This is a genomic window from Collinsella sp. BM28 (genome assembly GCF_054551995.1).
Genome location: NZ_JBTOLJ010000001.1, coordinates 1,415,534 through 1,430,337, shown reverse-complemented (window position 1 = coordinate 1,430,337; position 14,804 = coordinate 1,415,534). Strand labels below are relative to the sequence as shown.

Sequence of the window (14,804 nt, the reverse complement as noted above, 5' to 3'; positions counted from 1 at the left end):
GATAGCAGATGATGTCCTCAGAAACGGATACGTGTCGGGCCCGGTACCCGTCACGTGCGTGGACGTAGTTGTTTTAAGGAGGCATCATGGGCACGCGTAATCCATATGAGGTCGATCGATATGCGGCATGCAGCGGGAAATCCACTCGCGGGATCCGCGGCGCCATTTCCAATGCTGCCGGCATGATTGGCTGTCTGTTCACCATGGGCGCGCTCTTCTTTGGCATGCTCTACGTGCTGTGGAGGGCATCCGGGCATTGAGATGCGCATCGATGAACGGATAATTGTTACGCGTTCCTTTCGCATGAACTGCTGCCGTGCTTAAGGGGCAGACCATTATAATTTCTTCGCCTACAGCGTGCCCCCACGTCGCGATCGATGTGGGGGCGATCATATGAAGAGACGAGGGGATGTATGGAAAAGCCGACGAGAAACGGTCTCGTGCCGAACGATGGCATGAACTCGAAGGACCGTGCTGGCGGAGCATTGACGATACGGGAGCTCATGCCGCTCGTGGGGCTCACGTTTTCCGCGTTCATCTTGAACACCTCGGAGTTCATGCCCATTGGGCTGCTCACCGATATTGCCGGTAGCTTTTCCATCAACGAGGCGACCTGCGGCCTCATGATCACCGCCTATGCCTGGGCGGTGATGCTGTTGTCGCTGCCGCTCATGATGGCCGCATCGCGTATCGAGTTCAAGCGCCTGCTGCTCGGCGTGCTCGTGGTGTTCGCCATCGGTCAGTTCCTCTCCGCTATAGCGCCCACGTTCGCCATCCTCACGCTCGCCCGCATCGTGGTGGCGAGCGCCCATGCCATTTTCTGGTCGATCGCCTCGGTCATGGCGACGCGCCTGGTCGATGTGAGCCACGGTTCGCTCGCCATCGGCATGATCGCCACGGGGTCCTCCATTGCGCAGATCTTCGGTTTGCCCCTGGGGCGCGCAATCGGCCTCGCGTTGGGATGGCGTATGACGTTCGCCGTGGTGGGAGCCATCGCCGTCGCCATTATCGTGTACCTCGCCGCCGCCTTGCCCCTCATGCCCGCGGGGGAGCCCTTTACGCTTTCCCGCTTACCCCGCATGCTTAAGAATCGCCTGCTCGTGACCGTGTACGTGGTCACCATGCTGTTCGCGACCGGCTATTACACCTGCTACAGCTACATTGAGCCCTTCCTGCACCAGGTCGCGTCGTTCGATTCCGGTATGATCACCATGTCGCTGACGGTCTTCGGTTTCGCCGGCATCTTGGGCAGCATGCTCTTTTCCCGTTTCTACGATGGCAAGAGTCGTCCCTTCCTCGCGCTTTCTATTGCCGGAGTTGCTTTGGCCCTGGCGGGGCTCCGCCCTCTGGCAGGGAGCGTCGCTACGGTGCTCGTCATGTTCCTGCTGTGGGGCTGCTGCGGTACGGCGTTCAACGTGGCATTTCAGGCGGAGATCATCAAGGGTGTCGAGGAGGATGAGTCGTCCGTCGCCATGTCGATCTTCTCGGGCCTGTTCAACTTTGGTATCGGTGCCGGCTCGGCGCTCGGCGGCGTCGTTGTGACGAATCTGTCCGTCGGTGCGGTGGGTTTGGTGGGCGCTGCGATCGTCGCAGCGTGCTGGGTCATCACCGTTGCTGGGCTGTTTCGCCTCATGGGGCGTCGCGGCTGTGCTGTGTAGAAGGCGCCCGGGTGCCATTGGGCGCCCGTGCAATCTCCGATGTGAGAAAACATCGGTTTGAAATCCCCTTAGTCGTTTCAAACCCCTGATTTCTCACAAAAATCAGACTGGTAATGTGATTTATCAGAGGTTTGAAATATGGGGCTTGCTTCAAATTCCTGTTAACTCAGCTCGGCGGCACCGTGTTCGAGCTAGTGTATACTGTCGCAAGCTAAAGTGACGCGGTGCGCACCGGACGCTCCGTCAGCGACGGATGTGCCCAGGTGGTGCCCGTATATCCAGGACGGAGAGCGACCTCATGGCAGAACCTATCACCTTGCATACCGGCGGCGTGTACCTGGTGGACGGCGAGACGGTCATCCCCGAGGAATGTGCGCTCGAGGCCGTCGAATCGACGCTCGAGTTCCCCGACCCAGACGTGGCGCGCGAGGGCACGATCGCGTACGGCATCCTCGCCGAGCACAACACGAGCGGCGACATGGCCCATCTCAAGCTGCGGTTCGACGCCCTGGCGAGCCATGACATCACGTACGTTGGCGTCATACAGACGGCCAAGGCGTCGGGCATGACCGAGTTCCCCGTCCCCTACGTGCTCACCAACTGCCACAACACCCTGTGCGCCGTCGGCGGCACCATCAACGAGGACGACCACGTCTTCGGGCTTTCCGCCGCGAAGAAGTACGGCGGAATCTTCGTGCCCCCGCACATCGCCGTCATCCACCAGTACATGCGCGAGATGCAGGCGGGCTGCGGCAAGATGATCCTCGGCACCGACTCGCACACCCGATACGGAGCCCTGGGCACCATGGCCATCGGAGAGGGCGGCGGCGAGCTGGTCAAGCAGCTCCTGTGCGACACCTACGACGTGGCGTACCCGCGCGTGGTCGCCGTGTACCTGAAGGGCGCCCCGCAGCCCGGCGTCGGCCCCCAGGACATCGCGCTCGCCATCATCCGGTCGGTCTTCGCATGCGGCTACGTCAAGAACTCCGTCATGGAGTTCGTCGGCCCCGGCATCGCCAGCATGCCGACCGATTACCGCAACGGCGTGGACGTCATGACCACCGAGACCACGTGCCTCACCTCCATCTGGCGCACGGACGAAGACACGGCCGCCTATCTGCGCGAGCACGGCCGCGGCGGGGATTACCGCGAGCTCAACCCCGCGCGCATCGCCTACTACGACGGCTGCGTCGAGGTGGACCTCTCCGCGGTGCGCCCCATGATCGCGCTGCCGTTCCACCCCTCGAACGCCTTCACCATCGATGAACTCAACGCCAGCCTCCCCGATATCCTGCGCGAGGTCGAGGTCAACGCCGAGCAGGTCGGCGGCGGCCGTGCGTCGCTGTCCCTCGTCGACAAGATCCGCCCGGATGGGCGCCTGCAGGTCCAGCAGGGCGTCATCGCGGGATGCTCGGGCGGCAATTTCACCAACGTGATGCAGGCCGCCCGCGCGCTGAAGGGAAAGAGCTGCGGCAACGGAGAGTTCGCCCTCTCGGTGTATCCGAGCTCCCAGCCCGTGTTCCTCGAGCTGGCGGCAAACGGCGCCGCGTTCGACCTCATGCAGTCGGGCGCCATCGTGCGCACCGCCTTCTGCGGTCCGTGCTTCGGCGCGGGCGACACGCCGGCGAACAATGGCCTGTCCATCCGCCACACCACTCGCAATTTCCCCAACCGCGAGGGATCGAAGCCGGGCGCGGGTCAGCTTACGGGAGTCGCCCTCATGGACGCCCGCTCCATCGCCGCCACGGCGGCGGCAGGTGGCGTGCTCACCGCCGCGACCGACCTTCCCGCGGAGATCTGGGACGAGCATGTCGAGTACCGCTTCGACGCGAGCGCCTACGAGCATCGCGTGTACAACGGGTTCGGCAGGGGCGAGGCGGCGCGCGAGCTTGTGTACGGTCCCAACATCAAGGATTGGCCCGAGATGGAGCCGCTTGCCGAGAACATCCTCCTGCGCGTCGCGTCCAAGATCATGGACGACGTGACGACGACCGACGAGCTCATCCCCTCGGGCGAGACGAGCTCGTACCGATCCAACCCGCTCGGCCTGGCCGAGTTCACGTTGAGCCGCCGCGATCCCGACTACGTCGGCCGCGCGAAGGAGACGGCGGGCATCGAGCGCGAGCGCCTGTCGGCCGGGGAGGGCGCTGCCGCCTCGGTCCCCGCCGCCGTCGCCCCCGTGTTCGACGCGTTGTCCGCCGCGGATGCCCTGGAGGGCGTCGAGCCCGGGGAGGTGGAGATCGGGTCGATGATCTACGCTGTGAAGCCCGGCGACGGGTCCGCCCGCGAGCAGGCGGCGAGCTGCCAGCGCGTCCTCGGCGGCCTTGCCAACATCACGCGCGAGTACGCCACCAAACGCTATCGCTCGAACGTGATGAACTGGGGCATGGTGCCGTTCCAGATGGAGGGCGAGCCGAACTTCGAGGTGGGGGACTACGTGTACGTGCCCGGCATCCGCTCGGCGCTCGACGGCGATCTGGGCGACATCCCCGCATGGGTCGTGCGCGCCGGGGGCGAGGTCGAGGAGATCTCCCTGTTCATCGCTGACATGACCCCCGAGGAGCGCGCCATCGTCAAGGCGGGCTGCCTCATCAACTACAACCGCGACCGCGCTAAGTAGGATGATTGGTGTCGTTCCCGCGCAGTAGCGCGCTGCTCCGTTTGCGACCTGATTCGACTGTCGTCGGTAGAAACGCGTCCGTGTGAAGGGTCTCGTCCGCTTATCGGGCGAGACCTTTTTGCTCATGGCATTGCTGCAGAAGGAATAAAAACGCAAATGCGGGGTTAATTACGGCAACGGCGTGTAGAGTAAAAAAGCGGCAACCCTTTTACCTGCGATTTTCATATACATTCATTGACTTATACTTTTCCGATCCGGATTTTATCCGCGCATTTGTGCTTTTCTCTCCCCTGGGTGTCCCTGCAGATTCCGTGGCGGCACCTTTTTCGGCTTTGTGACGGTGGTTGCCGGGAAAACTCCATAAAGATGATTCGCAGACGTCCCCATGACGTTGCTGCCACGAGAACATGGAGATTAGCGCTATGTCACGAGTTCAGATGGAGCGCCACCTTGCTGGGCAGAAGCTGTCCGGCAAAGTGGCGTTTGTCGCAACGCTGCTGTTTCCAATCCTCGGCGTCGCCTGCCTGCTGCTCTCGGAGCAGGTTGCCGCGCACCTGCCGCACATCCTTGGAGCCGTCATGCTGTTCGTCGGCGCCGCGGATATCTTCACGGACCTGCTCGATAAGGGCAGCGTCCCCGACAAGATCACGGTCGGCACGGATGTCGTCATGATCGTCCTCGGCGTCGTCACCCTGCTCAACACGACGGAGTCGCTCAACGTCATCGCCGTCATGTGGGGCCTACTCGGCCTCGAGAAGGCGGCGCACGAGATCGACGAGTCGCTCGAGGCGCGCGCATCGAGCGGGGAATGGCTCGTGCCGCTGGCGACGGGCGCCTTCGAGCTCGTACTCGGCACGATGCTGCTCATCGCCCCCATCGCGAACCTCGGCCATCACGTGCTCCTGCTCGGCCTGGAGCTCATCGTGTTCCCGTTTCACGTGCACGCCGCGAGCTGAGTCGAATCGGTCCAGCTGGACTTTCCGTTTGCATACCACAATCAGCTTCGGACGAGGCGATTTGTCGGGTATCGGTGATGTTTTCGCATAATGTGCACGTTGCAGGTACCATAGGCGGGTATCGAATAATCCCGATCGCTGGGCATGCATGCGCCGCACGCGCGCTCCCGCTCGGAAAGGAACCTCGAAGATGAAGGCTATCATCCCCGCCGCCGGCCTCGGCACCCGCTTCCTGCCCGCCACCAAGTGCACCCCCAAGGAGATGCTGCCGGTCCTCGACAAGCCGGTCATCCAGTACGTGGTGGAGGAGGCCCTCGACCCCGAGGAGGTCGACGGCGCCATCATCGTGACGAGCCCCGGCAAGCCCGAGCTGCTCAACTACTTCCAGCCCGACCGCTCGCTCGAGTCCCTGCTGCGCGAGCGCGGCAAGGCCGGCTACGCCGACGCCATCGCCCATGCCGGCAACATGCCCGTGGACTTCCGCTACCAGTACGAGCCGCGCGGCCTCGGCCACGCCATCCGCTCCGCCGCCGACGCCTGCGCGGGCGAGCCTTTCCTCGTCCTGCTGGGCGACTACGTGGTCCCGAACAAGGACATCTGCGGCAAGATGCTTGAGGTCTCCAAGGCCCATGGCGGCGCGAGCGTCATCGCCGTCGCCCCGTGCGCGCCCGAGCAGGTGGACCGCTACGGCGTCATCGCCGGCGACTGCGTCGGCACCCTCGAGGGCTGCGAGGGAGCGGGGGAGACCGAGCCCGGCGCCGTGTGGCGCATCGGCGGCCTGGTGGAGAAGCCGAGCCCCGAGGCCGCTCCCTCCAACCTCTACATCGTCGGCCGCTACCTGCTGAGCCCGCTCGTGATGGAGCTCCTCGCCAACCAGCAGCCCGGCAAGGGCGGCGAGATCCAGCTCACCGACGCCATGGCGCGCAGCCTCGACCGCGAGGCCATGTACGCCGTCGTGATCGACCCGCTCTCCGGCTACGACACCGGCACCCCCTCCGGCTGGATCGCCACCAACGCCCTCATGGCCGCCGGCGACCCGCGCTTCGCCGACGAGTTCTGGGCCGCCATCGACGAGCGCGGCGGTCTGGAGCGCTAGGCTTCGTCTAGATTCACCCAAAATACATGAACACCTGTTCGATGCATATGCGTTGAGCAGGTGTTTCTCTATAGAAAAAGTTAGCTAGTCCAAAACACCCCATGAGTCAAGCATTTTCTTGCCGAACGGAATCGACCTGCTAAACTAATAGGTTGCCTTACCTGGCGGAGCTATGCGTATAGCCCGTGAGAGCACTGGGAAAGGGTGATGTGCGCCAAGCACCGCCCCGAGGACGACGTGCGGCACGCACCCGTCCGCCCGATATGTGCCAAACGGACGAACGGCCGCGCCCCGTCGGATCAACCGCCTTTCCCAAGAAGGAGGAAACACCTGGTGCCGAAAGCAAACGCTACCAAGACCGTGACCGCCACCGAGCGCACACGCGTCAACTTCGGGAAGATCCCGGAGACCATGGAGCTGCCGAACCTCATCTCCGTACAGAAGGAGAGCTTCGAGCGCTTCAAGGACGAGGGCCTTCGCGACGCCTTTAGGGAGTCCAGCCCCATCCAGAGCCAGAACCACCAGCTCGAGGTGACCTTCGGTCACCACCAGTTCGGCGACCCGTCCCACAGCGTGGACGAGTGCCGCGAGAAGGACATGACCTACCAGGCCCCGCTGTTGACCGAGGTCCGTCTCACCAACAAGGAGACGGGCGAGATCAAGGAGCAGCTCGTCTTCATGGGCGACTTCCCCATGATGACCGACCAGGGCACCTTCATCATCAACGGCACGGAGCGCATCGTCGTCTCCCAGCTCGTCCGCTCCCCGGGTGTGTACTACAGCTCCGAGATGGACGGCGGCAAGCAGGTCTACAAGGCCCAGATCATCCCGGCCCGCGGTGCCTGGCTCGAGTTCGAGGTCGACAAGCGCGACCAGCTCGTCGTCTCCATCGACCGCAAGCGCAAGCAGAGCGCAACGATGTTCCTGCGTGCCCTGGGCATCGCTGTCACCAACGACGACATCTTCGAGCTGCTGGGCGACTCCGACGTCATCAAGCGCACCATCGAGCGCGACACCGCCCTTACCCGCGAGGACGCCCTCATCGAGATCTATCGTCGCCTGCGCCCCGGCGAGCCGCCGACCGTCGACGCCTCCCGTAGCCTCCTCGAGGGCCTGCTGTTCAACCCGCAGCGCTACGATCTCGCTCGCGTCGGTCGCTACAAAGTCAACAAGAAGCTCGGCCTCGCCACCGAGGAAGAGGTCTCCGTCCTTACCGACGAGGACATCATCGCGACTCTGCGCTACCTGCTGAGTCTCGCCGCCGGCGAGCCCGGCTTCAAGGTCGACGACATCGACCACTTCGGTAACCGCCGCATCCGCACCGTTGGTGAACTCGTCGCCAACCAGTTCCGCATCGGCATGAGCCGTATGGAGCGCGTCGTGCGCGAGCGCATGAGCTCTCAGGACATCGATGAGATCACTCCCCAGAGCCTCATCAATATCCGCCCGATCGTGGCCTCCATCAAGGAGTTCTTCGGCTCCTCGCAGCTCTCTCAGTTCATGGACCAGGCCAACCCGCTGACCGGCCTTACCCATAAGCGCCGTCTGTCCGCGCTCGGCCCCGGCGGCCTTGCCGGCCACAAGTCCGGCTCCAGCCGCCGCACCAACGTGCCTACGGCCGTCCGCGACGTTCACAACTCGCACTACTCTCGTATGTGCCCCATCGAGACGCCCGAAGGCCCCAACATCGGCCTGATCGGCTCCCTGGCGCTGTACGCTCGCGTGAACGAGTACGGCTTCATTGAGGCCCCGTACCGTAAGATCGAGAACGGCGTCGCCACCGACCAGATCGACTGGATGACCGCCGATGAGGAAGAGAACCACATCATCGCTCCGGCGAACACCCCGATCGATCCCAAGACCGGCGAGCTGGTAACCGTCGACGCCGAGGGTAACCTCGTTCGTCCGCACACCGTCGTCGCCCGTACCCGCGACTTCGATGGCTCCTTCGGTGCCCCTGCAGACGTTCCGGTCGAGGACGTCGACTATATGGACGTCTCGCCGCGTCAGATGCTCTCCGTCGCGGCAACGCTCATTCCGTTCCTCGAGCACGACGACGCCAAGCGTACCCTCATGGGCGCGAACATGCAGCGTCAGGCCGTGCCGCTGGTTCACCCGGTCGCTCCCTACATCGGCACCGGCATGGAGGCTCGCGCCGCCATCGACTCCGGCGAGGTTACCTTGGCCAAGCACGCCGGCGAGGTCATCTTCGCCGATGCGGCCAAGATCACGGTGAAGACCTCTGAGGGCATGGACACCTATAAGCTGCCCAAGTACCAGCGCTCCAACCAGTCCACCTGCATCAACCACCGCCCGCTCGTACGTGTGGGCGATCAGGTCGTGCAGGGTCAGCCGCTGGCCGACGGCCCCTCCACCGACCACGGTGAGCTCGCACTCGGCCAGAACCTGACCGTGGCTTACATGCCGTGGGAGGGCTTCAACTACGAGGACGGCATCATCGTCTCCGAGCGTCTGGTCTCCGAGGACCTGCTCACCACCATCAACATCTCCCGCTATGAGCTCGATGCCCGCGACACCAAGCTGGGCCCCGAGGAGATCACGCGCGAGATCCCGAACCTGTCCGAGGACATGCTGTCCGACCTCGACGAGGACGGCATCATTCGCATTGGTGCCGAGGTCAAGGCCGGCGACATCCTGGTCGGCAAGGTCTCTCCCAAGGGCGAGAGCGCGCTGACCGCCGAGGAGCGCCTGCTCCGCGCCATCTTTGGCACCAAGGCGCACGACGTTCGCGACACCTCCCTCAAGATGCCCCATGGCGCTGAGGGTCGCGTCATCGACGTCGTCCGCTTCAGCCGCGAGAACGGCGACGACCTCGCCCCCGGCGTCAACGAGCAGGTCCGCGTCTACGTCGCGCAGCGCCGTAAGATCCAGCAGGGCGACAAGATCGCCGGTCGTCATGGCAACAAGGGCGTCATCTGCGAGGTTCTGCCCGTGGAGGACATGCCTTACATGGCCGACGGCACCCCGGTCGACGTCATCCTGAACCCGCTGGGCGTCCCGTCCCGTATGAACGTGGGCCAGCTCCTCGAGTGCCACCTCGGCTGGGCCGCGGCCTGCGGTTGGGACACCGAGTCCGCCGACTCCGACACGTACATCCCCGGCCCGTTTTTTGTCTCCACGCCCGTCTTCGACGGCGCCCGTGAGGACGAGATCGCCGAGGTTATCCGTCGTGCCAACAAGAACATGCTGAATCTCGCCTCCGAGCGCTTCGGCGAGCACATGAACCCCTCGTTCGTGACCCAGCTCGACGAGCGCGGCAAGACCGTCCTGTACGACGGCCGTTCCGGCGAGCAGTTCCGCGAGCCCATCACCGTGGGTACGTCCTATATCCTCAAGCTCGGCCACATGGTCGATGACAAGATCCACGCTCGCTCGACGGGCCCCTACAGCCTCGTTACCCAGCAGCCGCTGGGTGGTAAGGCCCAGTTCGGCGGCCAGCGCTTCGGCGAGATGGAGGTCTGGGCGCTTTACGCGTACGGTGCCTCCAACGTGCTCCAGGAGATCCTCACGGTAAAGTCGGACGACACGGTCGGCCGCGTCAAGACCTACGAGGCGATCACCAAGGGCGAGAACGTCCCCATGGCCGGTATCCCCGAGTCCTTCAAGGTTCTTGTCAAGGAGATCCGCTCCCTGGCGCTCGATATCGAGCCCATTCGCGATGTCGAGCCCGAGCTGCCCGTCGCCGTCGAGGCCGAGGGCGCTTCCGAGCTCGATGACAATGACCTGCCCTCGATCGACGAGGCCGACACCTCCGCCGATGCGGCCGATGCCATCCTCGATGAGCTCGCCGCCACCACCACCGATAAGGAGTAGTTGACTGTGGCAGATTTCGAAGCTACTGATTTTGATTCGGTAAAGATCTCGCTCGCTTCCGCCGACAAGATCCGCTCGTGGTCGCGCGGCGAGGTCAAGAAGCCCGAGACCATCAATTACCGTACCCTCAAGCCCGAGAAGGACGGCCTGTTCTGCGAGAAGATCTTCGGTCCCGCCAAGGACTGGGAGTGCTCCTGCGGCAAGTACAAGGGCATCCGTTTCAAGGGCATCGTCTGCGAGCGCTGCGGCGTCGAGGTAACCACGGCCAAGGTGCGCCGCGAGCGCATGGGCCACATCGAGCTGGCGGCTCCCGTCAGCCATATCTGGTACTTCAAGAGCCCCGTCTCGTTCCCGATGAGCCGCATGCTCGACATAAAGTCCAAGGACCTCGAGAAGGTGCTGTACTTCGCGAGCTATATCATCACGCACGTCGACTATGAGGCCCGTGAGGCCGACGCCGACGACCTGCGTGAGGAGCTCGCCGCCGACCTGGAGGAGATCGACGCCGAGTGCGCCCGCCAGATCGAGAGCCTCAAGGCGCAGGGCAACCCCGAGAACTTCGACGAGTTCTCCGACGAGGAGCCCCTCACGCCCGAGGAAATCGCTGCGGGTATTGTCGATATCCAGGAGGAGTGCCGCGATGAGAAGGACCTCCGCTCCGAGGCCTTCCAGGCGTTCATGCAGCTCAACGAGCGCGACCTCGTCTCCGACGAGCCGCTGTTCCGCGAGATGAAGCGCTACTACTCCATGTACTTCAAGGGCGACATGGGCGCCGAGGCCATCCGCGACCTCCTCGCCTCCATCGACCTCGAGCAGGAGGCCGCGACCCTCAAGGCCATCATCGCCGACGAGGATTCCCAGAAGCAGAAGCGTGAAAAGGCCGTCAAGCGCCTCGAGGTCGTTGATGCCTTCCTCAAGGGCGGCAACGACCCCGCGAACATGATCCTCGACGTCATCCCGGTCATTCCGCCGGATCTGCGCCCGATGGTCCAGCTCGACGGCGGCCGCTTCGCCGCGTCCGACCTCAACGACCTGTACCGTCGCGTGATCAATCGTAACAACCGACTCAAGCGCCTGCTCGACCTGGACGCTCCCGCGATCATCGTGAACAACGAGAAGCGCATGCTCCAGGAGTCCGTGGACGCCCTGTTCGACAACGGCCGTCGTGGTCGCCCGGTCTCTGGCCGTGGCGGTCGTCCGCTCAAGTCGCTCGCCGAGGCCCTCAAGGGCAAGCAGGGCCGCTTCCGCCAGAACCTGCTGGGTAAGCGCGTTGACTACTCCGGCCGTTCGGTTATTGTTACCGACCCCAAGCTCAAGCTGCATCAGTGCGGTCTGCCCAAGACGATGGCCCTGGAGCTGTTCCAGCCCTTCGTTATGAAGCGCCTGACTGAGCTAGGCAAGGTGGAGAACATCAAGGGCGCCAAGCGCGCCATCGAGCGTCGCGCCTCCTTTGTGTGGGACATCCTCGAGGAGGTCATCGATGGCCGCCTCGTCCTGCTCAACCGCGCACCGACGCTGCACCGCCTCTCCATCCAGGCTTTCGAGCCCGTGCTGGTCGAGGGTAAGGCCATCCACCTGCACCCGCTCGTCTGCGCTCCGTTCAACGCCGACTTCGACGGCGACCAGATGTCCGTGCACGTACCGCTGTCCGTCCAGGCTCAGGCCGAGGCGCGCATCCTCATGATGAGCTCCAACAACCTGCGCTCGCCGGCTTCGGGCAAGCCCGTGAACATTCCTTCCCAGGACATGATCATTGGCGTGTACTACCTCACGCAGGCCCGCGACGGCATGCCGGGCGAGGGCCACGTGTTCGCGAGCTTCGACGACGCCCTGCGCGCCTATGACTGCCGCGCCGAGGCCGGCGTCGACCTGCAGGCCAAGGTCCAGGTCCGCGTCTCCGAGGCCGAGGCCAACGTCGAGCTCGAGGACGGCACCAAGCTGTTCCGCGTCAAGATTGGCAAGAACGAGGTCGTGGACTACGACGTGACCGGCACCAAGACCGCTCGCTTCGAGACCACCATCGGCCGCATCATCTTCAACCGTCAGTGCCTGCCCACTGACTACGAGTTCATTAACTACAAGATGGTTAAGGGCGACATCGCCAAGCTCGTCTCCGACTGCTGCGATCGTTACCCCGAGGCCGAGGTCGCCCCGATCCTCGACGCCATCAAGTACTCCGGTTTCCACTACGCCACCACCTCCGGCCTCACCATCTCGGTGTGGGATGCTCTGATCCCTGACGACAAGTGGCAGGTTCTCGACCGTGCCCAGAGCAACGTCGACCAGATCAACGCGTACTTCGAGGAGGGCTTCCTCAACGAGACCGAGCGCCACATCGAGGTCGTCAACGAGTGGACCGCCGCTACCGACGAGGTCGCTTCCAAGATGCTCGCGATGTTCGATGAGGAGAACCCCATCTACATGATGGCCGACTCCGGCGCCCGTGGTTCCAAGGCCCAGCTGCGTCAGCTCGGCGGCATGCGCGGCCTCATGGCGGACATGTCCGGCGAGACGATCGACCTTCCCATTAAGGCGAACTTCCGCGAGGGCCTGCTCCCGCTCGAGTACTTCATCTCCACCTACGGCGCTCGTAAGGGCCTCGTCGATACCGCTTCGCACACCTCCGACTCCGGTTACCTCACCCGTCGACTCGTCGACGTGGCACAGGACGTCATCGTGCGCGAAGAGGACTGTGGCACCACTGAGGGCTGCACGTACAACCTGATCATCCCGGGCACCGAGGACATCAACGCCGACCTCGTCGGTCGTTGCTTCCTCGAGGATGTCGTGGCTGCCGATGGCACCGTCCTGTTCAAGAAGGACGAGTACATCACCTGCGTCGACGACCTCAAGAAGATGGTCGATGCCGGCCTCAAGAAGGTCGCGCTGCGTGCACTGCTCACCTGCCGCTCCAAGTACGGCGTGTGCCAGAAGTGCTACGGCTGGGACCTCTCCACCCGCCGTCCTGTCGCCATCGGTACCGCGGTCGGCATCATCGCCGCCCAGTCCATCGGCGAGCCCGGTACGCAGCTTACGATGCGTACGATTCACTCCGGCGGCGTCGCGGGCGTTGCGGACATTACGCAGGGTCTCCCGACCGTTTCGCGTATGTTCGACATCGTCGGCAACGTTAACGAGAAGATTCTCGGTCGCGAGGCCGACCTGGCCCCGTTCTCCGGTCACCTGGCCATCAAGCCCGAGAAGTCCGAGTATGTGCTCACGCTCACCGACTCGGACGACCCGAGCCGCATTCTGGACGAGAAGCGCGTTCCCGCCGCCGTGCAGTTCATGCCCGGTATCGAGGACGGCTGCGAGGTCCGCGCCGGCGATCAGATCACCAAGGGCTTCGTGAACTTCCGCAACCTGCGCCAGCTCACCGACATCGAGTCCACCATGCACACGTTCGTCGAGAACGTGAAGGAGGTCTACAACTCCCAGGGCGTCGACCTCAACGACAAGCACATCGAGGTTATGGCTCGCCAGATGCTGCGTCGCGTTCAGATCACCAACCCCGGTGACTCCCGCTACCTGCTCGGCCAGTACGTGGACCGCTACGAGTTCGCCGACGAGGTCGATCGCGTGGCGCGTCTGGGCCTCACGCCGCCTGCCGCCGAGCCTGCGATTCTGGGTACGCTCAAGGTCGCTTCCTCCATCGACTCCTGGCTGTCCTCCGCGTCGTTCATCCGCACCGCGGGCGTCCTCACCGAGGCCGCCATCGAGGGCAAGGTCGACCATCTGCTCGACCTCAAGTCCAATGTCATCGTGGGTAAGAAGATCCCGGCGGGCACCGGTCTCAAGCCGTACGCCAAGGCCGGTTTGACTTATCGTACCGAGGATGGCTACCAGGCCATTGAGAACCCCACCTCTCCGCATGCCAAGGTGCTCCCCGATTGGGCGCCCGAGGAGCTCAAGGAGCTCGATGAGGAGCTGCCGCAGCAGCTCGACTTCGGCGCGGGCGAGTATGGCGGCGAGGGTGGCCAGTTCACCCGCAATGGCCGTACCATCTCCGCCGAGGACGCGCGCCTCTATCTCTTCGATGACCTGGGTGTTTCCCAGCGTTGGACCAACAAGTTCAGCGAGGTCGGCATTGAGGTCGTCGGTGACCTCGTGGGCAAGTCCGAGGAGGACCTGCTCCGCATCGACGGCATTGGTGCCAAGGCCATCGAGGAGCTCCGCGACGGTCTTGAGGAGCACAACCTGCTCTACATCCTTGACAACTCCGAGGATGTTGCCGACGAGGAGGACCTCTCCCAGCTGCTGCAGATGGTGTTCTCCCCGGATGGTCCGGACGACATCCTGCTCGGCACGAGCGCCCCGCGCCATCACCTCGACTCCGACGAGGAGATGCTCGGCGCCCCTGCGCAGTCCAAGGACGGCAACGGCGTCATCAACGAGGACATGGCCTCCCTCGACGAGCTTCTGAACAAGCTCGTCGACACTGACGAGGTCTACCCCGAGGAGCAGGAGGACTAAGCTGCGCGTGCCTCAGGCACCCCACCTCGCCCTTCAATCGTCGGGCGCCGCACGCTAGGCGTGCGCCCTCCTCTTTCAGGGCGATCTGGGGCGCCTGAGCCCCGCTCGCGGTTCACCTATTGCTAAAGCCCGTCTTCCCAAAAGGGGAGGGCGGGCTTTTCGCTGTT

At 63.9% G+C, this 14,804-nt stretch carries 7 protein-coding genes; all 7 read left to right on the top strand.

The features are described 5' to 3' along the window. Positions 1-86 precede the first annotated feature (86 nt). The 7 genes from ACX9NZ_RS06300 (at position 87) to ACX9NZ_RS06270 (ending at position 14,637) form a co-directional block, all read left to right on the top strand. Entirely contained in the window at positions 87-260 is a 174-nt protein-coding gene (locus ACX9NZ_RS06300) for a hypothetical protein (RefSeq protein ID WP_158574850.1), read from the top strand. A gap of 153 nt (positions 261-413) precedes the next feature. After that, positions 414-1,658 (top strand): MFS transporter, encoded by a 1,245-nt coding sequence (locus ACX9NZ_RS06295; protein WP_233546238.1) that lies wholly within the window; start codon positions 414-416, stop codon positions 1,656-1,658. 298 nt (positions 1,659-1,956) lie between these two features. Beyond that, on the top strand, positions 1,957-4,278 hold the full coding sequence (locus ACX9NZ_RS06290) for a hydratase (protein WP_118654272.1): 2,322 nt from the start codon (positions 1,957-1,959) through the stop codon (positions 4,276-4,278). Between the two features lie 422 nt (positions 4,279-4,700). Continuing rightward, positions 4,701-5,234: a DUF308 domain-containing protein gene (locus ACX9NZ_RS06285; RefSeq protein ID WP_294158782.1), complete on the top strand. Its 534-nt coding sequence runs from the start codon at positions 4,701-4,703 to the stop codon at positions 5,232-5,234. Positions 5,235-5,424: 190 nt separating this feature from the next. Beyond that, entirely contained in the window at positions 5,425-6,330 is a 906-nt protein-coding gene (locus tag ACX9NZ_RS06280) for a UTP--glucose-1-phosphate uridylyltransferase (protein ID WP_118654270.1), read from the top strand. A gap of 333 nt (positions 6,331-6,663) precedes the next feature. After that, positions 6,664-10,164: a DNA-directed RNA polymerase subunit beta gene (rpoB, locus tag ACX9NZ_RS06275; RefSeq protein WP_118654269.1), complete on the top strand. Its 3,501-nt coding sequence runs from the start codon at positions 6,664-6,666 to the stop codon at positions 10,162-10,164. Positions 10,165-10,170: 6 nt separating this feature from the next. After that, a complete protein-coding gene (locus tag ACX9NZ_RS06270; protein WP_294123794.1) occupies positions 10,171-14,637 on the top strand; it encodes a DNA-directed RNA polymerase subunit beta' in 4,467 nt (1,488 codons plus the stop codon). The last annotated feature ends 167 nt before the right edge of the window (positions 14,638-14,804 follow it).